We start from the raw sequence: 21,003 nt of genomic DNA on the forward strand, positions 1-21,003 counted from the left end.
CGCCGCTCAGCGCAACTGCGCAGCAAGCACCTTTCTGGGCACGACCGGCACCAAAGCCACCGGCGGGCCGATCACCGGGGTGTTCAACGGTGCCGCCGCGCCGATCATGATCACGATCGAGTTGCTGCCGGGATTGAGATCGGGATTGGGGTTCTGCTTCCAGTTGTTCATCATCCACACATTGCCGGAGCGGTCGATCTGGCCGCCGGTAATCCGCTCGAGCGAATTGCTGAGATAGCCGGTTGGCGGCGAGATCGGATCGCCGACCTTCATGCCCGGCGGGCATTTGCTGGTATCGGTGCCGCAGAAGCGGCTGATGCCGGTCAACGCGGTCGTCGGCGTGACACCGACGCCGTCCGGGCCAAAATTGAACACCCACACCGTATCGTTGCCGTCGACCGAGATCCCCCAGGGCACGGTGATGCCGCCGCCGGTAAACGGCGAGCCCGGATACGGGTCGTGGCTGCCCCGCTGAAACAGCGTGATCGACGGGTTCTTGGCCGGGCCGACGTTCGACCTGTCGGGGCACGGCGCATCCAGCCAGTCCGAATTGGCGACCCAGACATTGCCCTTGCTGTCGGCCGCGTTGCCGATCGGGTGGCTCAGCAGCGGGCGCGCCGGGTCGCCGCCTGTGTTCCCCAGCGTTTTGATGATGCTGCCGTCCGGCGCAAGCACCACCACGGTATTGCCCTTGTTGGTCGTGACCCAGACGTTGCCGTCCAGATCGACAACGGTGCCGAAGGGCTTGAGGTTCGGCAGTGCGCCGGCGGCGAGCACGCCGAGCGGGATATTGACAGCCCGGGTCGGATCGCCATCGGGAATTTTGGTCACCGAATCGTTGCCGCAATTGGCCAGCCAGATGTTGCCGGCCTGATCCGACGACGTGCCTTGCGGCCACGAAATCTTGCCCTGGGTAAAGCCGGTGGCCGGTGAAATCGCCGAACCGTCGGGCCGGAATGCCGACACGCTGTTGTGCGGTGCTTCCAAAGGCGTGCCGATGCAGGGCGGGTCTTCGAAGCCGAAATTGCCGGTCCAGATATTGCCGCTGGGATCCAGCGTAATGCCGAAGCCGGCGCCGCTGAGGCCACCACCAAAATAGGGCGAACCGGGCACGATCTGCGCCGATGGCGAGAACCGGAGCAGACTCAGGCCCGCACAGGTCGGCTGACCACTGTACTGCGGCTCGTAGTTGTCGTTGGCCCAGGCATAGCCCTGCGCATCGAAGGCTATATTGCCGACACCGTTGAGGAGATTGCTCGGGTTCTGTTCGCTGTAGAAGCCACCGGTCACCTTCAGAAACAGCAGCCAGTTGGTCGGGCGCGCCGCCAGCCCCGGATACGGCGCCGGCGCGGCCTGTGCGAGGCGGAAGATCGGGTCGGCCGCACTGTCCGGATAGCCGGGATACGCCGGGTACTTGACGATGTTGGACAGCGCCTGCAGCACGTTGACCGGTGGCACACCGCCAGGCGGGGTTGCGGCAGCGAACAGTTGGGCGCAACGGTCTTGCGCCGCGACACAAGCGGCGACGACATTGGCCAGCGAATTGAAGGTCGCCAATGTCGAGGTCGCATCACCATTCGGGGACGACGAAAGCGCGGTGCCGACCGCGCCGGAAACCGGGTTCGCCAGATTGGTCGCCATCTGCGCAGCGTTGCGCATGCCGATGGCGTCGCCGGCGATGCCGGACGCGCTGATGAACTGCGCAAACGCATTCCCGGTGGCGACCGTGGTGCGGTCGTTCACGATGACGGGTGCGCCGACCGCGCCGTTGTCGGTACCGATTGCGCTGGCCAGCATCGCCGCGCCTGAACTCGCCTCGACGAACAGGATGGGCTGCTGGTTCGCCTGCGCGTCGGACAAGGCGTAATCGATCGCAAAGCTGCCGTCACCGCTGGTCGTCGCCTCGCCCAGCAGCACCCACGCGGCCGGGTCGCCGGAAAAGCTCGCGTACAGCTCGACCTTGTAGTTGCCGACGCCAACCGACCGGCTCTGTACCTGCCCCGAGAGCCTCAGCGGGTTTTCTGACGGCGAATCGTCGCTGACGCATCCGGTCAACGCTAGCGCCAGACCGACCGACAACGCAATCGCCCGCCACAATCCGCCGCGGTGCAGATGCAGAACCCGTAGTCGCTGTTTCATGCTCACCGCCCTGCTGGTCGACGCCGTTGGAGACAAGGGGAAAAACGCGAGGAAGCTTTTTCAAGCTAATGGAGCCACACGGGCTTATCCAGCCTTTTTCAACGCGTAACCGACGTGCTACCGGCGGAGATTCTCGACAAACTCGGGATGCTGGCCGCCATTGCTCAGCCAGACTGACGCGGCCCCGTCTCGCTGAAGGACGTTGCGCCGCTGCGCTTCGAGCCGGGTTTGCGGCTGCGTGGAAGCATCAAACCAGTACGTGTCGCACTTCGGCGAAGAAGTCGTACACCTGCTGCTCGACGGCCGGATCGACCATCGTCTCCGGCCGCCGTCCGCGCGGACAGGCCAGTTTTGGCGTGGTGCCGAACAGCCGGCAGATGATCGGCCGTTCGGTGTAGACCTGACAGCCCTTGGGGCCGAGGTGCGGGCAACTCAGCTCGGCCAGCGCCGCATCGAGCTCGGCACGGGTCTTGCGCGGCAGGCGGGCCATTTCCTCGCTCGACGTCGTCACCGGCCCGCAGCAGTCGTGGCAGCCCGGCTCGCATTCGAAGGACGGGATGCGTTCACGGAAAAAGCGGATGGTCTGGGCGTGCGGGGTCATTGGGTCACATCGGGCTGGGCTTGCCCGCAATCTACGCGCATTGCGGCTCGATGCCAGTGGCACATTGCCAATACTCCCCCGCCGGGTCGGATGCGGGATCGGATATCGCGGTCTTTTCACCGCTCGGCAAAACCTTGCCGGGCGCCCTTCAATTCCGTATCCGGGTTTTCCGGAGTTCGCTGGGGGTCACCCCGAACAGGTCCTTGAACTTGCTGGTAAACCGGGATTGCGAATGGTAGCCGCACCGCTCCGCAATCCGCCCGATCGGCGCCAGCGTGGTTTGCAGCAAGTGCAGGCCATGGCCCAGTCTGGCGCGATTGACGATGTCGGTCAGGCTGACACCTTCGGCCTGCAGCTTGCGCCGCAATGTCGATTCGCTCATTGCCAGCGCGCTTGCCAGACGGTCGACGCTCCACTTCCCGGCAACATCTCCGTTGACCAGTGCGTGCACCCGGTGGGCAATACCCGGCGGCTCGACGAATGACGCAACGCCCTCATGACCCGACAGGTAAATCAGCTGAAGCAGCTCTTTTCGTCGCAGATGCCAGATTGCCGCGGGCGCGCACGCCGACCATTCGACGAATTGCTGCAATGCCTTGGCCAGAACGTCGTCCATTTTCCCGTGGACACTGGCGCCGGCCTGCTGCCTCAAGCCGTTGAACTGGTGAAAATCGCTGTAGTCGAGTTCGATCAGCACCGCGAAATAACCGTCGCCGCCCGGAATATTCCGCATGTCCACGCCGGAAGTGCTCGACAGGAAAAAGAAATGCCCGGCCGGACATGCCACTCCACCATCCGGCCCCAGCGTTTTGACCCCTGCAAGCACGAAGATCAACAACGGTTTTGCAATCGGCGCATTGAGAATGCGTTGCTCCAGCACCGACGAATACACCGAGAACGGCAACGTGGCCGACGCATCGCATGCCTGCTGCGCCAACGCCATCAAGGCCTGCATTTTCATCTGTGGATCCATTGTCGGACTGGACTCAAGCCGGGCGGCAAGCATACCAAGCAGGGCAACGGCCGACCACGCCGCTGCCGCCCGGATCAGGATCAGTCCCGCCGATACAGGGCCTCGATCGTGCTCGAAGCCAGCGTATTGGCACGGACCATATACCCCGTCAGCGCCGCCGATGCGTCTTTCGGCAGTTCCAGCTTGCTGGACAGCGCGAATACGGTGAATTGATAACGGTGCGTGCCGTGGCCTTTGGGCGGGCAGGCGCCACCAAACCCGGCAACGCCATAATCATTCCTGATGCTGATGCTGCCCTCCGGACTCCGGCTTTTGCCCGGATCACCGGCACCGGCCGCCAGGCTGTTGACGTTCTTCGGGATATTCACAAGCTGCCAATGCCACCAGCCGCTGCCGGTCGGCGCATCGGGGTCATAGGCCAGCACGGCAAATGCCGCCGTTTCTTTCGGCGCCCCCGTCCAGGACAGCTGCGGCGACACGTTATCGCCACCGCATCCGAAGCCCTGAAATTCCTGCGCGCGTTTCATCATTTCACCCTGAACGATATCCATGCTGGTCAGCGTCAAGGTCTCTGCCAGGACCGGCATTGAAATGCACAGGGGCAAGATCAAGTTCAAAAGCGTACGACACATCATGATTCGCAATTCCGGTTGGGTGAAAACCCGCCCATCTTATGAATTGCAGCACGCGCCGTTTAGTCGGAAAACCGTCATTTTTTGTCCCTGAACACCGCTCGGACGCGGCATCGCCGCAAAGGCCGTCAGCGCACTTTGCGGAACGTCAGGTTGATCCGTGTTTCACCGAGCAGTGGATGGCTGCCTGGCTTGATCGGCAGCACGCCGTGGTAGCGCAGCCGCGAAGGCCCGCCCCAGACGACGACATCACCATGGGCGATCGGAATCCGCACCTGTTTGTCGCTGCGCTCGAAGCCGCCGAACAGGAATACCGCCGGCAGCCCCAGTGACACGGAGACGATCGGGTGGTCGTAGTCGAGCTCGTCCTTGTCCTGATGCAGGCTGAGCCGGGCGCCGATGGCGTAGCGGTTGATCAGGCAAGCTTGGGGCGTGAAACCGTCGAACCCGGATTCGCGCGCGGCGTCGAGCGCCAGTTCCGCGAACGCCGCCGGCATCGCCGGCCATGGCCGGCCGGTTTGCGGATCGGTCGCGTCGTAGCGGTAGCCGCGCCGATCGCTGACCCAGCCGAGCGAGCCGGTGTTGCTCATCGCCACCGACATCGTCTGCCCGCCCGGCGTGACCAGATGGCGGAACGGCGCGCCGGCGGTGACCGCTTCAACGCCGGCCAGCAGCGCCGGCACCAAGGGCAGCGCGAAGCCGCGCAACACCACGGCACCGGGCGCGAGGTCTTCGCGCCAGTCGGGCAGCGAGTCGGCAAACAGGTCGGCAGTCATCGCAGGTTGCTCGTCATGCGCTTCACTGGGCATCGTGGAAGATGATGCCGACAGTATGCCGCGTCCCGGCGCGCACCCGGCTGACGCCATGACGCATGGCGACGCGGTAAATACCGCGCGTGCCCTGCACCGGCCGCTGGTTGACGGCGAACACCACCGCGTCGCCCTGCCGCAGCGGCACGACCTCGGCGCGCGACTGCATCCGTGGCCGCTGTTCGGTCAGCACGAACTCGCCGCCGTCGAAATCCCGCCCCGGCTCGGACAGCAGGATCGCCAGCTGCAGTGGAAACACATGCTCGCCATACAGGTCCTGATGCAGGCAGTTATAGTCGCCGGCACCGTACTGCAGCAATAGCGGCGTCGGCCGCAGCTGGCCGGCTTGGTGGCAGCGGGCGATGAAGTCCGCATGGTCGGCCGGATAGCGCACGTCCAGCCCCATCGCCGCATTCCAGCGGTTGGCGATCGGCACCAGCAGCGGGTACAGCGCGGTGCGCAAGCGGGCGACGATGTCCGGCAGCGGATGGGCGAAGTATTTGTATTCGCCGCGGCCGAAACCGTGCCGTTCCATCACCACCCGGCTGCGAAAGCCCGCATCGCCGGCGTACAGGCCGGCGAGCGCCTCGCAATCGGCAGGGGACAGCAGGCCGGGCAGCAGCGCCCAGCCTTGCACATCCAGCGCGGTTTCGACACCGGTCCAGTCAAGCGCGGCCAGCGGCGCATGCAGTGGCGCGTTCATTCCCTCGTCTCCGCCCCGCGCGCTTCCAGCGCCAGCAAAGCCTGCTTGCGTTCCACGCCCCAGCGGTAACCGGAGATCGTACCGTCGCTGCGCAGTACCCGATGGCAAGGCACCACGACGGCCAGCGGGTTCGCGGCGCACGCCCCCGCGACCGCGCGGACCGCTGCCGGCGCGCCCAAGGCCCGGGCCAGCTCGGCATAGCTGCGCGTTTCGCCCGGCGGAATCTGCCGCAGCGCCTGCCACACGGCCTGCTGGAACACGGTGCCGCGCGCGTCGAGCGGCACGGCAATCGCGCGCGAGGGCTGGCTGATCAGCGCCAGCACCTGTGCGAGCAGCGCCACTGTCGTTTCGTCGCCCTGACCGATCCGCGCTTTCGGAAAGCGTGCCTGCAGATCGTCGAGCAGCGATGCAGCCGCATCGCCGATCAGCACCGCACAGATTCCGCTCGCACTCTGCGCGACCAGCACCGTGCCGAGGGGCGATTCGCCGCAGGCATGGCGCAGCACTTCCGGCTGCACGCGCGGCCGGCAGCGTTTGCACGGCCGGAAGCCGGCGGCTTCGGCGGCATCGCAACTCGCGTGGAAGGCGACGTTCTCCGGTTTGGGGCGCGCGCCACACGACGGTCGGCAATACACCCCGGTCGTCGCGACCGAGTAATAGAACGTTGCTTCGCGGTCGCGGGTGAGCACGGCGGCCCAGCGTGGATCGGACTGCGTGGTCAGGGCACGCGCGGCGGTCGGGTTCGGCTTCATGATCGGCTCCCGTAGAGATCATGGCCTCATGCTGCGCCCGCGCCGGTAACGCCGCACTCCGGTTCTTGCGCACGTTTCATTTCCCCGGATCAGCATCGGCTGATGCAGCTGTTGTACCGGCCGCTTGCCCGCACTCCGGCACTTGAGTCCCCTATCCGGTGCTGGCAATTTGGCAACACATGACAATGTCATGCAATCAAGCAGAAAGACACCAAGGACAGGGGAATTACCAATGAAACACATCATTTACGCCATCCCGCCCCGCCACCCGGCATCGGCAAAACCACCCGGTACGCGCCTGCACCGGCTGCTGCTCGGCGTACTGCTCGCTACCGGCATGCACGGCGCGCTTGCGGCAGCCTGGCAGCCGGGTGCCGTCTATCTTCAGGGCGATGTGGTGACGCATCAGGGACAGGAATGGCAGGCCCGCTGGTGGACCCGCGGCGACACACCGGCTGCCGGCGTAGCGCCATGGCTGGCTGCGCCGGCCGAAGACGCGGCCGGTGACTGGCAAGCCACTCGCGCCTATGCCGCCGGCGAGCTGGCCGCACTCGGTGGCGAGCTGTATCAGGCGCGCTGGTGGACACGCGGCGACGCACCAAGTGCCGGCAGCCCGGTCTGGCGAGCGCTCGGCACCGGCGTCAACGGCCGGCAGTTCGTCCGCGTACCCGGCGGCAGCTTCGTGATGGGGGCGACGATCGCCGGCCCGGTCAACTACCCTAACGAATATCCGGTCCACACGGTCACGCTGTCGCCATACTGGCTCAGCGCCACCGAAGTCACCTACCGCCAGTTCGACCGCTACACCCGCGCCACCGGTCAGGCGCCGCTCAGCTCGGCCGACATGGGTGGCATCGACATGGGTCGGGGCGAGAATCCGGCCGTCAACGTCACGTGGTGGGCGGCAATCAAGTACGTGAACTGGCTGAACCAGCGCAAGGGCTGGCCCAGGGCATATGACGAAACGACCGGCGACCTGCTCGACGCCGCCGGCCAGCCCACGCTCGATGTCGCCAAGGTGATCGGTTACCGGTTGCCGACCGAGGCCGAGTGGGAGTACGCGGCGCGCGATCGCGGCCAGGACATCGTCAACGCCTGGGGCAACGGCGCACCGCTGGTCAACGGCAAGCCGGCGGCCAACATCGCCGACAGCAGCTTCAAGCAGTATTTCGAAGACCTGCTCGGCGAGCCGTTGCCTGCGTGGCTGGTGCCGTGGCCGGTGACCGACGGCTACGCACGGCAGGCGCCGGTGGGTAGCTTCGTCGCCAATTCACTGGGTCTGTACGACATGTCCGGCAGCGCGTGGGAATGGACCGGCGACAAGGCGCGGACCTACACCACGCAGGCGCAGACCAACCCGGTCGGCACCGGCGACGCGCCGGGGCGGGTGATGCGCGGCGCCAGCTGGGACAACGGTCAGGACATGCACATCACCGACCGCTACGCCGGCGACCCGGCCGAGTCGACCTCGGCCACCGGTCTGCGGCTGGCCCGCTCGGTCGTCGCCGGTCAGGCGAACGACAGGGAAGACTGAGGGCGCCGACCCTGGTTGAAAAACACCCCGCCGTCGGCGGGGTGTTTGCTCAGGCCGTTGCCGCCTCGACCACCCGCGCGCGATTGAGGCCCGACAGCAAGGCCTTGATCGCCGCGGCAACGATGTTGCGGTCGGTACCGACACCGAAGCCGGACGGGGCTCCGTTCACGGCCATCTCGATGTAGCACGCCGCCTGCGCGTCGGCGCCGCCCTTGAGCGCGTGCTCGTGATAGTCGTGCACGGCCAGCTCGATGCCGGCACTGGCCAGTGCCGCGACGAAAGCGGCGATCGGGCCGTTGCCGGTGCCAATGACGACGCGCGATTCGCCCTCGTACGCCAGCTCGACTTCGATCACGGCCCCGCCCGAACCGGAATCGCCACTGGCGCCACCGGTTTCCTCGAGGCTGTGGCGCACGTAAGTCCATGGCGCAACGCGATCAAGGTATTCGCGGCGGAACAGCGCATGGATGTCATCCGGCGTGACCTCGCGGCCGGTCGCATCGGACTCGCACTGGATCGCGCGGCTGAACTCGATCTGCAGTCGCCGCGGCAGCTCGAAACCGTGCTCCTGCTGCAGGAGGTAAGCCACGCCGCCCTTGCCCGACTGGCTGTTGACGCGGATCACCGCGTCGTAACTGCGACCGACGTCGAGCGGGTCGATCGGCAGGTAGGGCACTTCCCAGACCGCATCGGCGCGCTGCTGCGCCAGCCCTTTCCTGATCGCATCCTGATGCGAACCGGAGAACGCCGTGAACACCAGATCGCCGGCATACGGATGGCGCGGATGCACCGGCAACTGCGTGCAGTACTCGGCGGTACGGCGGATCGCATCGATGTCGGAGAAATCCAGCCCCGGATGCACGCCCTGGCTGTAGAGGTTGAGCGCCAGCGTCACCAGATCGACGTTGCCGGTGCGCTCGCCGCTGCCGAACAGGCAACCTTCGACGCGGTCGGCGCCGGCCATCACCGCCAGCTCGGCCGCGGCCACCGCGCAACCACGGTCGTTGTGCGGGTGGACCGACAGGATGATGCTGTCGCGCCGGGCCAGATGCCGGCTCATCCACTCGATCTGGTCGGCATAGGTGTTCGGCGTGCCCATCTCCACCGTTGCCGGCAGGTTGATGATCATCTTGCGATGCGGGCTCGGCTGCCAGACGTCGGACACCGCGTCGCAGACTTCCTTGGCGAAGTCGATTTCGGAGCCGGAAAACACCTCGGGCGAGTACTGGAACACCCACTCGGTTTCCGGATGCCGGGCCGTAGCCGCCTTGACCATCCGCGTGCCGTTCACCGCCAGCGCCTTCACGCCGGCCTGGTCGGTATTGAACACGATGCGGCGGAAGTTCGGCGCGATCGCGTTGTACAGGTGGACGATGGCGCGGCGTGCGCCGACCAGCGATTCGACCGTCCGCTCGATCAGGTCCTCGCGCGCCTGCGTGAGCACCTCGATCGTCACGTCATCGGGAATCCGGCCCTCATCGATCAGCTTGCGGACGAAGTCGAAATCGGTCTGCGACGCCGACGGAAACGCCACCTCGATTTCCTTGAAGCCGATGGCGACCAGCGTCTCGAACATCCGCAGCTTCTTCTCGACGCTCATCGGCTCGATCAGCGACTGGTTGCCGTCGCGCAGGTCGGTGCTCATCCAGATCGGCGGCGCGGTCAGCACGCGATCGGGCCAGGTGCGGTCCGGCAAGGCAATCGGCGTAAAGGCACGGTACTTGGTGGCGGGCTGGGCAAGCATCATCGACCTCATTAATTGGACATTTTGTAAATAAAACCAAATAGATTCATTTGAAAATCTACAAAACGTCCCTGAATTCGTCAACAAAAATTCAGAAACAGCACCAAATCTTGATTTTACCGTCACAAAATCGGACATAAAGTCCGAAATTAATGCGCAACATTCAGAAAAACCGTCGTTTACGCAATTTTTATATCCCTGCCCCGCCTTTTACCGGGGTCTTTATGCCGTCCTCCCTAGAGTTCGGGGTGAACAGGTGCCCGCCGGCTTTTGCCGCAACAGACGCCTGACCTACCACCCAGGGAGAAAGCCATGGACCTCGCTTACCTCGCGCTCACCGGCCTGATCGCCGCGCTGATATTTCTGCTGATCCAGCTGTGCCACCTCACGCGGAGGCCGTCATGACCGCGATTGCACTGCTGGCCGGCGCGGCCGCCATCGGCCTGCTCAGCTACCTCGTCTACGCCCTCTTCAATCCGGAGCGTTTCTGACATGAACACCAATGCTGTTGTGCAGCTCGCGCTTTACCTCGCGGTGCTGCTGGTTCTTGCGTGGCCGCTGTCCGGCTACATCGCGCGCGTCATGCGCGGCGAACACCTCGGCCCGACCCGGCTGCTCGCACCGGTCGAGCGGCTGTTCTACAAACTCGCCGGTGTCGATGCCGGACGGGAGACCGGCTGGAAGTCGTACGCGGTCGGCCTCGTGCTGTTCAACCTGATCGGCGTCGTCGCCGTTTACACGCTGCAGCGCCTGCAGGGCGTGCTGCCGCTCAATCCGCAAGGCTTCGGCACGATCAGCCCGGATTCGTCGTTCAATACGGCGATCTCCTTCGTCGCCAACACCAACTGGCAGGGTTACGCCGGCGAATCGACGATGAGCTATCTGACCCAGATGCTCGGCCTGTCGGTGCAGAACTTCCTGTCGGCGGCGACCGGCATCGCTGTGGTGATTGCGCTGATCCGCGGCTTTGCACGCAAGAGCCTCGACACCATCGGCAACGTCTGGGCCGACCTGACCCGCGTGACGCTGTACGTGCTGGTACCGCTCTCGCTGGTCATCGCCGTGCTGCTGGTCGGCCAGGGCGTGATCCAGAACTTCAAGCCGTACACCGAAGTGCAGACGGTTCAGGCGACGGTCTACCAGACCGCCAGGCTCGATGCGCACGGTGCACCGGTCAACGGCGCCGACGGCAAGCCGCTGATGGTCGACACCGCCGCGACGACGCAAACCTTGCCGATGGGCCCCGTCGCGTCGCAAGAGGCGATCAAGATGCTCGGCACCAACGGTGGCGGTTTCTTCAACGCCAATTCGGCGCACCCGTACGAAAACCCGACGCCGCTGTCCAACTTCATCGAGATGCTGGCGATCTTCCTGATCCCGGCTGCGCTGTGTTTCGTCTTCGGCCGCATGGTCAGCGATCGTCGCCAGGGCTGGGCCGTGCTGGCCGCAATGACCGTGCTGTTCGTCACCGCCTACGGCGTCACCGTCTGGGCCGAGCTCGCGGGCAACCCGGCGCTGCAGCACGCCGGCGCCGCCAGCAGCATCAATATGGAAGGCAAGGAAACGCGCTTCGGCATCGTCGCGTCGAGCCTGTTCGCAACGATCACCACCGCCGCGTCGTGCGGTGCGGTCAACGCAATGCACGATTCGTTCACGCCGCTGGGCGGCATGGTGCCGATGGCGCTGATGCAGCTCGGTGAAGTGGTGTTCGGCGGCGTCGGCTCGGGGCTGTACGGCATGCTGGTGTACGCGATCCTCGCGGTGTTCATCGCCGGGCTGATGGTCGGCCGCACGCCGGAATACCTCGGCAAGAAGATCGAATCGTTCGAGATGAAGATGACCGCCATCGCCATCCTCGCCACGCCGATCCTGGTGCTCGCCGGCACGGCGATCGCCGTCAGCGTCAGCGCCGGCCAGGCGGGCGTGCTCAACCCGCAGGCGCACGGTTTCTCGGAAGTCCTCTACGCGTTCTCGAGCGCGGCCAACAACAACGGCTCGGCCTTCGCCGGTCTGTCGGCCAACACGCCCTTCTACAACGTGATGCTCGGTCTGGCGATGTGGTTCGGCCGCTTCGCGATCATCGTCCCGGTGCTGGCCATGGCGGGTTCGCTCGCCGGCAAGCAGCGCCTCGCAGTGACTGCCGGCACGCTGCCGACGCACGGCCCGCTGTTCGTGGTGCTGCTGATCGGCGCGGTGCTGCTGGTCGGCGCGCTGAACTACATCCCGGGGCTGGCGCTCGGCCCGATTGTTGAACACCTGCAAATGATTGGCTGATTCGTACCGGGCCCAGCCGGGCCCGGACGATACCCTTCAGGGGAATAGAGAAATGACCAAACGACTCGAAGTGCCGGACGAAATCGGCACCGACCAACGCACCGGCAGTGGTGCACGCAAACTGCCGCTGCTGGACCCGGCGTTGCTGATGCCTGCCGTGACCGATGCGTTCAAGAAGCTCGCACCGCAAGTGCAATGGCGCAATCCGGTGATGTTCGTCGTCTACGTCGGCAGCATCCTGACCACGGTACTGTTTGGCCAGGCACTGTTCGGCACCGGCGAAGCGCCGGCCGGCTTCATCGGCGCGATTGCGGCCTGGCTGTGGTTCACCGTACTGTTCGCCAACTTCGCCGAAGCACTGGCCGAGGGCCGCAGCAAGGCGCAGGCCGAAGCCTTGCGTGCGACCAAGAAGAACGTCATCGCCAAAAAACTGAAGGTCGCCAAAAAGAGCGCCTACGAGCTGATCGACAGCCCGAGCCTGCGCAAGGGCGATCTGATCCTGATCGAAGCCGGCGACACGATCCCGATGGATGGAGAAGTGCTCGACGGCGTCGCCTCGGTCGACGAATCCGCGATCACCGGCGAATCGGCGCCGGTGATCCGCGAATCGGGCGGTGACTTCTCGGCCGTCACCGGCGGCACCCGCGTGCTGTCGGACTGGATCGTCGTGCGCGTGTCGGTCAACCCGGGCGAGGCCTTCCTCGACCGGATGATCGCGATGGTCGAAGGTGCCAAGCGCCAGAAAACGCCGAACGAGATCGCGCTGACCATCCTGCTGGTCGCACTGACCATCGTCTTTCTCGTCGTCACCGTCACCTTGCTGCCGTTCTCGCAGTACAGCGTTTCGGTCGCCGGTGCCGGCACGCCGATCACGATCACCGCGCTGATCGCGCTGCTGGTCTGCCTGATTCCGACCACGATCGGCGCGCTGCTGTCCTCCATCGGCGTCGCCGGCATGAGCCGGATGATGCAGGCCAACGTGATCGCCACCTCGGGCCGCGCGGTCGAAGCCGCCGGCGACGTCGACGTGCTGCTGCTCGACAAGACCGGCACGATCACGCTCGGCAACCGTCAGGCCTCGGCCTTCATCGCCGCACCGGGCGTCACCGAGCAGCAACTGGCCGATGCCGCGCAGCTTGCGTCGCTGGCCGACGAAACGCCGGAAGGCCGCTCGATCGTTGTGCTCGCCAAACAGCGCTTTGCCCTGCGCGGCCGCGAACTCGCCGCGCACCAGGCCGTGTTCGTGCCGTTTACCGCGCAGACCCGCATGAGCGGCATCGACTACGACGGCCGGCAGATCCGCAAGGGTGCACTCGACGCGGTGCGCCAGCACGTCGCCGATCTCGGCGGGCTGTTTCCCGATGCCGTGGCCAAGGCCGCCGACGACGTCGCCCGCCGTGGCGCCACACCGCTGGTCGTCGTCGACGGCACCACCGTGCTCGGCGTGATCGAACTCAAGGACATCGTCAAGGGCGGTATCAAGGAACGCTTCGCCGAACTGCGCGCGATGGGCATCAAGACCGTGATGATCACCGGTGACAACCCGCTGACCGCCGCGGCCATCGCCGCCGAAGCCGGCGTCGATGACTTCCTCGCACAGGCCAGACCGGAAGACAAGCTCAAGCTCATCCGCGACCATCAAGCCGAGGGCCGGCTGGTCGCGATGACCGGCGACGGCACCAACGACGCCCCGGCGCTGGCGCAGGCCGACGTGGCCGTGGCGATGAACACCGGCACGCAGGCTGCGAAGGAGGCCGGCAATATGGTCGACCTCGACAGCAATCCGACCAAGCTGATCGAGATCGTCGAGATCGGCAAGCAGATGCTGATGACGCGCGGTTCGCTGACGACGTTCTCGGTCGCCAACGACATCGCCAAGTACTTCGCCATCATCCCGGCGGCGTTCGCCGCCACCTACCCGCAGTTGGGCGCGCTCAACGTCATGGGCCTGCACTCGCCGGCGTCGGCGATCCTGTCGGCGGTGATCTTCAACGCGATCATCATCGTCTTCCTGATCCCGCTGGCGCTGAAAGGCGTGAAGTACCGCGCGCAATCGGCGGCACAGCTGCTGCGCAACAACATGCTGATCTACGGCCTGGGCGGCCTGATCGTGCCCTTCGTCGGCATCAAGCTGATCGACCTGCTGCTGGTTGCACTGCATCTGGCCTAACGGAGAAACACCATGAACATTTCCTCCCAACTCCGCCCGGCGCTGACGATCTTCGTGCTGCTGACCGCACTGACCGGCGTGCTCTACCCCGCCGCCGTCACAGGTATCGCCCAGGGCGTCTTCCCGAACCAGGCCAACGGCAGCGTCATCAGCAAGGACGGCCGCGCCGTCGGCTCCGGGCTGATCGGCCAGAACTTCACCGAGCCGCGCTACTTCTGGGGCCGTCCGTCCGCCACCGGACCGATGCCTTACAACGGCGCCGGCTCGGGCGGCAGCAACCTCGGCCCGACCAATCCGGCACTGTTTGATGCGGTCAAGGCCCGCGTTGCCGCGCTGAAGGCCGCCGATCCGGGCAACACCGCGCCGGTGCCGGTCGACCTCGTCACCACCTCGGGCAGCGGCCTCGACCCGGACATCAGCCCGGAAGCCGCCGCCTACCAGATCGGCCGTGTTGCCAAGGCTCGCAATCTGTCGATCCCGCAGGTCGAGGCGCTGGTCGCCGCGAACACCACCGGCAAGCAGTGGGGCTTTCTCGGTGAAGCACGGGTCAACGTGCTGAAGCTCAACCTCGCACTCGACGCGCTCGGCAAGTAAAGCACCACCCTCCGTGCGCCTTGATACGCCCGCCTCGTGCGGGCGTTTTTTTGAATGCAAAAAGCCCGCGCGAGGCGGGCTGAAGGGACGGACTGGCGCAGTCGGCTCAGTTGGCGATCAGGCCGACCGCGCGTTCGCTCACCGCGTTGCCGCCATTTTCGCTGACGCTTTCGATGCGTTTGGCATCCTGCATGCGGTAGCTCGTCAGAATCTCCTTCCCTTCACGCAACGAGCGGGCTCGCAACTGAACCTTGTCGCCCGAGACCGTCAGTTTGCCGACACACGGCCCATAGACCGGGTGATCGAAGTTGCGCCACTGGCCAAGGCCGTAACTGTAGGTCGCGCGGTCCTGCTGCTGCCGGTTGCGGTAGTCGGCAACGATTTGCACGCCGTCGGCATCGAGCCTGAACTGCGGCTTGCTTTGCCAGCCCAGACCGGAGAACTGCGCCGTTTTGCCGTCGAGCCGTTTGAACCATGCGGGCAGGACCGTTTTTTCCGGCTTCGGCGCCATGGCCGCCAGTCTTTGCTGCAAACGTCCCCACGCAGCATCGTCAAGCGGAATCGGCCCTTGCCGCTTGAGCTCCTGCGCAAAAAACTGCTCCAGCATGTCGGGCGTCATCCACGCACCGTTGCCGTTGGCATCGGAGCTGGTCAGCATGGCGACGACCATCCCCAGTTTGGGAGCGACGATCAGCACCTGTCCGCCCCAGCCTTGCGCCGAATAGTTGTGCCCCGAGCCGTCGACCCACCACTGGTAGCCGTACTGCGGCACCCAGCCGAACGGCGGCACGGTCCTGATCTGCGCTTGGGTTGCATCGTGCACCCACGCCGCCGGCACGATCTGCTTGCCCTGCCACTGGCCGTTTTGCAGGAAAAGCTGACCGAACCTGGCCAGATCGTCGAGCCGCAGCGTCAATCCGCGCCCACCGATGAGCGCGCCTTGCGGATCAACCGGCCAATGGTAGTCGCTGATGCCGAGCGGTTTGAACAACCTGTCATCCGCAAACGCCGCTTCGGATTCACCGCCGAGGCTGTCCTGCAGCATCAGCGACAACAGATGCGAGCCACCGCTGTTGTAGACAAAGGTCTGCCCCGGCGCTTCGGCCATCGGCTTGTCGAGCACATAGTGCCGCCAGTTGGCACTCCGCACGACCTTGCTCGGGTCTTCCTCCTCCGAGAAGCCTGCCTCGTACCATTCGAATCCCGAACTCATCGTCAGCACGTCTTTCAGCGTGGCCGGGCTGTCGCACAACGCGCCACGGCAGTCCTTCAGCAAGGCGTGCACCGGCGTCGTCACCGGGCCGATCTTGCCTTCACCCTGCGCGATACCGACCAGGGTACTGACGAACGATTTGGCCACCGAATTGAGCTGGTGGGGAATGTCGCCGCGATAAGGCGGCGTGTAGTGCTCGAACACCAGCTTGCCGTCGCGCACGATCACGAGGCCATCAAGGCTTGCGCCGTTGCGCGACACCATCGCCAGATAGTCGAGCATTTTCCCGATGCTCGCCGGCGAAATGCCGACCGTCTCCGGCCGCGCCCGCGGCCAGCCTGAATCGGCGGCCCCAGCCGGATGCAGCGCCACCGCACAGCATGCGGCCGCAAGGAAAATTTCAATTTTATTCATCATCAAGTCAGCAAACGAAAACATTCGAGTATACCCGGCGCGCCGTGGCCGCGTTCGATGGCGGCAATGCCAAGGTTGTGCTGTGCATGCAGCCGTTCCCGGGCCGCTGAATCGATCCTCCCGCTGCGCACACCATCACGGGCGGCGATTGGCACGCGCCGCATCGTTGTACGAATGCGAATCGACCGCATGCCGATGCAAAAAACCAACCGTTCATCTGCCTGCCTGCCGCTTGAAGGACGCATTTTTCGAGGCCGGGATGCCCCGAAGGACGGCAACGGACCGATCTTCAACTCTTACAAAAAAGATGCGTAAATCAACCAAAAAGATGTAGTGATGTAGTCAAATAAAGCCTTGCAAGGGTGCAACCCGAAATGCACCACCGCGCCCAACCCCTTGCATTGCATCACTTTTATGGCCTGCGCAATGGTGCAACCCCTAGGGATTATCCGTAGTTGTACCGGTCGAACTAGATCGTACTATGGACCGAACATTCAACTTGTAAGCAACGGACATGGCCAATACCACGCTGGGGATCAAGGTTGACGACGCATTGCGGACACGGATCCGCGACGCCGCGCAAACGCTGGAACGCACGCCGCACTGGCTGATCAAGCAGGCGATCTACGCCTATCTGGAGCGTGTGGATCAGGGCGTGCGGCCGGCCGAGCTCGGCAACGGTAGCACCGCCGAGATCGACGAGGCGCAACCGGCCACCGATGCCCTGTCGGTCCCCTTCCTCGAATTCGCCCAGAGCATTGCGCCGCAATCGGTGCTGCGTGCAACGATCACCGCCGCATGGCGCCGACCGGAGACCGAGTGCGTACCGCTCTTGATCGAGCAGGCCCGCCTGCCGAACGCCCAGATGGGCGAACAGGTGCAGGCGCTGGCGCACAAGCTCGTGGCCAAACTGCGCGGCAAGCGCAAGGGCGGCGGCGTCGAGGGGTTGATCCACGAATTCTCGCTGTCGAGTCAGGAAGGCGTCGCGCTGATGTGTCTGGCCGAGGCGCTGCTGCGCATTCCGGACAAGGCCACCCGCGATGCGCTGATCCGCGACAAGATCAGCAAGGGTGACTGGCATTCGCACCTCGGCAACTCGCCATCGCTGTTCGTCAACGCCGCGACCTGGGGGCTGATGCTCACCGGCAAGCTCACCGCGACCAGCAGCGAGGCCGGTCTCTCGAAGGCGCTGACCCGGCTGATCGGCCAAGGCGGCGAGCCGCTGATCCGCAAGGGCGTCGACATGGCGATGCGGCTGATGGGCGAGCAGTTCGTCACCGGTGAAACGATTGCCGACGCGCTGGCCAACAGCCGCAAGTTCGAGGCCAAGGGCTTCCGCTATTCGTACGACATGCTCGGCGAAGCGGCGACGACCGAGGAAGACGCGCAGCGTTACTACGCGTCGTACGAACAATCGATCCACGCCATCGGCAAGGCCGCCCACGGCCGCGGCATTTACGAAGGCCCGGGGATCTCGATCAAGCTTTCCGCGCTGCACCCCCGCTACAGCCGCGCCCAGCAGGAACGCGTGATGAGCGAGCTGCTGCCGCGCGTGAAGGCGCTGGCACTGCTGGCCCGCCGCTACGACATCGGCCTGAACATCGACGCCGAAGAAGCCGACCGGCTCGAACTCTCGCTCGACCTGCTCGAAGCGCTGTGCTTCGACGCCGACCTCGCCGGCTGGAACGGCATCGGCTTCGTGGTGCAGGCCTACCAGAAGCGTTGCCCCTTCGTGATCGATTTCATCATCGATCTGGCCCGCCGCAGCCGGCACCGGATCATGGTGCGGCTGGTCAAGGGCGCGTACTGGGACAGCGAAATCAAGCGCGCCCAGCTCGACGGCCTCGAGGGCTATCCGGTCTACACCCGCAAGATCTACACCGACGTCTCGTACCTCGCCTGCGCGAAAAAACTGCTGGCCGTGCCGGACGCGATCTACCCGCAGTTCGCCACCCACAACGCCCAGACGCTGGCAACGATCTACCATCTGGCCGGCGCCAACTACTACCCGGGCCAGTACGAATTCCAGTGCCTGCACGGCATGGGCGAACCGCTGTACGAGGAAGTCACCGGCTCGCTCGGTGAAGGCAAGCTGAACCGGCCGTGCCGGGTGTACGCCCCGGTCGGCACGCACGAAACGCTGCTGGCCTACCTTGTGCGCCGGCTGCTGGAAAACGGCGCCAACACCTCCTTCGTCAACCAGATCGCCGATGAAAAGATCGCGATCGAGAGCCTGATCACCGACCCGGTCAGCGCTGCCGGTGCGATCAGCCCGGTCGGTGCCCCGCACGACAAGATCCCGCTGCCGCGCGCGCTGTTCGGCTTCGAACGCGCCAATTCGGCCGGGCTGGATCTGGCCAACGAACAGCGGCTGGCATCGCTGTCGGCAGCCCTGCTCGCCGGCGGTCACTGGCGTGCCGTGCCGCTGCTTGGCGACGACACCGTCAGCACCGCCGAAGCGCAAGCCGTCTGCAACCCGGCCGACCGCCGCGATGTCGTCGGCAGCGTGACCGAAGCCGGTCTGGCCGACGTCGAGGCTGCGCTGCAGCACGCCGTCGCCGCTGCGCCGATCTGGGCCGCGACGCCGGTTTCCGAACGCGCCGCCATCCTGCGCCGCACGGCCGACCTGCTCGAAGCGCAGATGCCCTCGCTGCTGGGCCTGATCGTCCGCGAGGCGGGCAAGACACTGGCCAACGCCGTCGCCGAAGTGCGCGAGGCGGTCGACTTCCTGCGTTACTACGCGGCGCAGATCGAGCACGAATTCGACAACGACAGCCACCGCCCGCTCGGACCGGTGCTGGCCATCAGCCCGTGGAACTTCCCGCTGGCGATCTTCATGGGTCAGGTTGCTGCGGCGCTGGCCGCCGGCAATCCGGTGATCGCCAAGCCGGCCGAACAGACGCCACTGATCGCCTTCGAAGCGGTGCGCCTGCTTCGCGAGGCCGGCGTACCCACCGGCGCGGTGCAACTGTTGCCGGGCCGCGGTGAAACCGTCGGCGCGACGCTGGTCGCCGATGCCCGCATCCGCGGCGTGCTGTTCACCGGCTCGACCGAAGTCGCCCGGCTGATTTCGCGCACGCTAGCCGACCGGCTCGACCCGCAAGGCAGGACGATTCCGCTGATCGCCGAAACCGGCGGCCAGAACGCACTGATCGTCGATTCGTCGGCGCTGCCCGAACAGGTGGTGTTCGACGTGCTGAACTCGGCCTTCGATTCGGCCGGCCAGCGCTGCTCGGCCCTGCGCGTGCTGTGCCTGCAGGCCGACGTTGCCGACCGTGTGCTGACCATGCTCAAGGGCGCGATGCGCGAGCTGAGCATCGGCAATCCGGACCGCCTTGCCACCGACGTCGGCCCGGTCATCGATGCCGAGGCGCAGCAGAACATCGAGCGCCATATCGCCAAGCTGCGCGGCGCCGGCTTTGAAATCAGCCAGCTGCCGCTGCCGGCGGACGCACGCCACGGCACCTTCGTGCCGCCGACGCTGATCGAGATCGACACGCTGGCGTCGCTCGAACGTGAAGTCTTCGGCCCGGTGCTGCACGTGCTGCGCTACAAGCGCGATGCGTTCGATGCGCTGATCGACGACATCAACGCCACCGGCTACGGCCTGACCTTCGGCGTGCATACCCGCATCGACGAAACCATTGCCCACGTCACCAGCCGCATCCATGCCGGCAACCTGTATGTAAACCGCAACGTTGTCGGTGCCGTCGTCGGGGTACAACCGTTCGGTGGCGAGGGTCTGTCGGGGACCGGCCCGAAGGCCGGCGGTCCGCTTTACCTGTCCCGCCTGTTGTCGCGCCGGGCTCGGCCGGTGGCTGCGCTGCCTGCTGCACCAAAACAGGCACTGGACGCAGTTGCGGCTTACCGCGATGGACTCGCCGCACAAGGTGCGGACAATGCGGTCGCCCGTTGCAACCGTTACCTGACGACCTCGCCGCTGGGCGCCGAGCTGATGCTGCCCGGGCCGACCGGTGAAACCAACCGCTACCGCCTGACGCCGCGCGGTCCGCTGCTGTGCCTGGCCTCGACGCTGGCCGGCGCACAGGCCCAGCTGGCTGCGGCACTGGCCAGCGGCAATGTGGCGTGCTTCGTCGACAGCGCGGCGGCCAACATGCTGCTCGGCAGTCTGCCGGCAGCGCTGGCGTCGCAGGTACGCCGCGTGACGGCCGACGAGATCGACACGGTCACCCCGGTCGGCGCAGTGCTGTTCGAAGGCGACAGCGATGCGCTGCTGGAACTCGGCCGCCGGATCGCCCGCCGCGATGGCCCGATCGTGCCGGTGTTCGGCCTGTCGAGCGCCGAAGTCGAGGCCGGTGACGACTACGACCTGCTGCGGCTGTTCGCCGAGCAATCGGTGAGCGTGAACACCGCTGCTGCCGGAGGGAACGCCAGCCTGATGACGATCGCGTAGCACGTCCTCGCACACGGCTCGCCGGCAGGACGCTTGC

Annotated in this window: 16 protein-coding genes; 7 read left to right on the forward strand and 9 right to left on the reverse strand. The window is 65.5% G+C overall.

Features of this window, described 5'->3' with window-relative positions; all coding sequences use genetic code 11:
- Positions 1-6: 6 nt before the first annotated feature.
- The 7 genes from JMJ54_RS04510 to JMJ54_RS04540 all read right to left on the reverse strand — a co-directional run bounded on the left by JMJ54_RS04510 (position 7) and on the right by JMJ54_RS04540 (position 6,609).
- Complete coding sequence (locus tag JMJ54_RS04510) at positions 7-2,139, reverse strand: NHL repeat-containing protein (RefSeq protein WP_203536733.1); 2,133 nt, start codon at positions 2,137-2,139, stop codon at positions 7-9.
- Between the two features lie 247 nt (positions 2,140-2,386).
- Positions 2,387-2,740 carry a YkgJ family cysteine cluster protein gene (locus tag JMJ54_RS04515; protein ID WP_203536734.1) on the reverse strand — a complete coding sequence of 118 codons (354 nt, stop codon included), beginning with the start codon at positions 2,738-2,740 and terminating at the stop codon, positions 2,387-2,389.
- 148 nt (positions 2,741-2,888) lie between these two features.
- A complete protein-coding gene (locus tag JMJ54_RS04520) occupies positions 2,889-3,701 on the reverse strand; it encodes a helix-turn-helix transcriptional regulator (protein ID WP_203536735.1) in 813 nt (270 codons plus the stop codon).
- Between the two features lie 92 nt (positions 3,702-3,793).
- Entirely contained in the window at positions 3,794-4,348 is a 555-nt protein-coding gene (locus tag JMJ54_RS04525) for a YbhB/YbcL family Raf kinase inhibitor-like protein (protein ID WP_238999852.1), read from the reverse strand.
- Positions 4,349-4,473: 125 nt separating this feature from the next.
- Positions 4,474-5,121 carry a DNA oxidative demethylase AlkB gene (gene alkB, locus JMJ54_RS04530; protein WP_203536736.1) on the reverse strand — a complete coding sequence of 216 codons (648 nt, stop codon included), beginning with the start codon at positions 5,119-5,121 and terminating at the stop codon, positions 4,474-4,476.
- A gap of 22 nt (positions 5,122-5,143) precedes the next feature.
- A complete protein-coding gene (locus JMJ54_RS04535; protein ID WP_203536737.1) occupies positions 5,144-5,857 on the reverse strand; it encodes a 2OG-Fe(II) oxygenase in 714 nt (237 codons plus the stop codon).
- On the reverse strand, positions 5,854-6,609 hold the full coding sequence (locus tag JMJ54_RS04540) for a methylated-DNA--[protein]-cysteine S-methyltransferase (RefSeq protein ID WP_203536738.1): 756 nt from the start codon (positions 6,607-6,609) through the stop codon (positions 5,854-5,856). The genes JMJ54_RS04535 and JMJ54_RS04540 overlap by 4 nt, the downstream gene beginning before the upstream one ends.
- 232 nt (positions 6,610-6,841) lie before the next feature.
- Here JMJ54_RS04540 and JMJ54_RS04545 point away from each other — a divergent pair, with 232 nt between their 5' ends.
- The gene (locus JMJ54_RS04545; RefSeq protein WP_203536739.1) at positions 6,842-8,143 is read left to right on the forward strand and encodes an SUMF1/EgtB/PvdO family nonheme iron enzyme; all 1,302 of its coding nucleotides are present in this window, start codon (positions 6,842-6,844) and stop codon (positions 8,141-8,143) included.
- Between the two features lie 49 nt (positions 8,144-8,192).
- On the opposite strand, the gene leuA is transcribed toward JMJ54_RS04545, so the two are convergent.
- Positions 8,193-9,887: a 2-isopropylmalate synthase gene (leuA, locus tag JMJ54_RS04550; RefSeq protein ID WP_203536740.1), complete on the reverse strand. Its 1,695-nt coding sequence runs from the start codon at positions 9,885-9,887 to the stop codon at positions 8,193-8,195.
- 401 nt (positions 9,888-10,288) lie between these two features.
- Between leuA and kdpF the strand changes: the two genes are divergently transcribed.
- Genes kdpF through kdpC form a run of 4 tightly spaced genes read left to right on the forward strand, consistent with a single transcriptional unit; the run spans position 10,289 to position 14,925 of the window.
- Positions 10,289-10,378 (forward strand): K(+)-transporting ATPase subunit F, encoded by a 90-nt coding sequence (gene kdpF, locus JMJ54_RS04555; protein WP_203536741.1) that lies wholly within the window; start codon positions 10,289-10,291, stop codon positions 10,376-10,378.
- A gap of 1 nt (position 10,379) precedes the next feature.
- Positions 10,380-12,161, forward strand: a complete 1,782-nt coding sequence (gene kdpA, locus JMJ54_RS04560) for a potassium-transporting ATPase subunit KdpA (RefSeq protein ID WP_203536742.1) — start codon at positions 10,380-10,382, stop codon at positions 12,159-12,161.
- Positions 12,162-12,213: 52 nt separating this feature from the next.
- On the forward strand, positions 12,214-14,331 hold the full coding sequence (gene kdpB / locus JMJ54_RS04565; RefSeq protein ID WP_203536743.1) for a potassium-transporting ATPase subunit KdpB: 2,118 nt from the start codon (positions 12,214-12,216) through the stop codon (positions 14,329-14,331).
- 12 nt (positions 14,332-14,343) lie between these two features.
- A complete protein-coding gene (gene kdpC, locus JMJ54_RS04570; RefSeq protein WP_203536744.1) occupies positions 14,344-14,925 on the forward strand; it encodes a potassium-transporting ATPase subunit KdpC in 582 nt (193 codons plus the stop codon).
- Positions 14,926-15,031: 106 nt separating this feature from the next.
- Here the strand turns inward: kdpC and JMJ54_RS04575 are convergent, their stop codons facing one another.
- On the reverse strand, positions 15,032-16,420 hold the full coding sequence (locus JMJ54_RS04575; RefSeq protein WP_203536745.1) for a serine hydrolase domain-containing protein: 1,389 nt from the start codon (positions 16,418-16,420) through the stop codon (positions 15,032-15,034).
- Positions 16,421-16,498: 78 nt separating this feature from the next.
- Here JMJ54_RS04575 and JMJ54_RS04580 point away from each other — a divergent pair, with 78 nt between their 5' ends.
- Complete coding sequence (locus tag JMJ54_RS04580) at positions 16,499-16,867, forward strand: hypothetical protein (protein ID WP_203536746.1); 369 nt, start codon at positions 16,499-16,501, stop codon at positions 16,865-16,867.
- Positions 16,868-17,066: 199 nt separating this feature from the next.
- Positions 17,067-20,966: a trifunctional transcriptional regulator/proline dehydrogenase/L-glutamate gamma-semialdehyde dehydrogenase gene (putA, locus tag JMJ54_RS04585; protein WP_203536747.1), complete on the forward strand. Its 3,900-nt coding sequence runs from the start codon at positions 17,067-17,069 to the stop codon at positions 20,964-20,966.
- Positions 20,967-21,003 lie beyond the last annotated feature (37 nt).

This window comes from Jeongeupia naejangsanensis (assembly GCF_016865585.1).
GTDB classification, from domain to species: domain Bacteria; phylum Pseudomonadota; class Gammaproteobacteria; order Burkholderiales; family Chitinibacteraceae; genus Jeongeupia; species Jeongeupia naejangsanensis.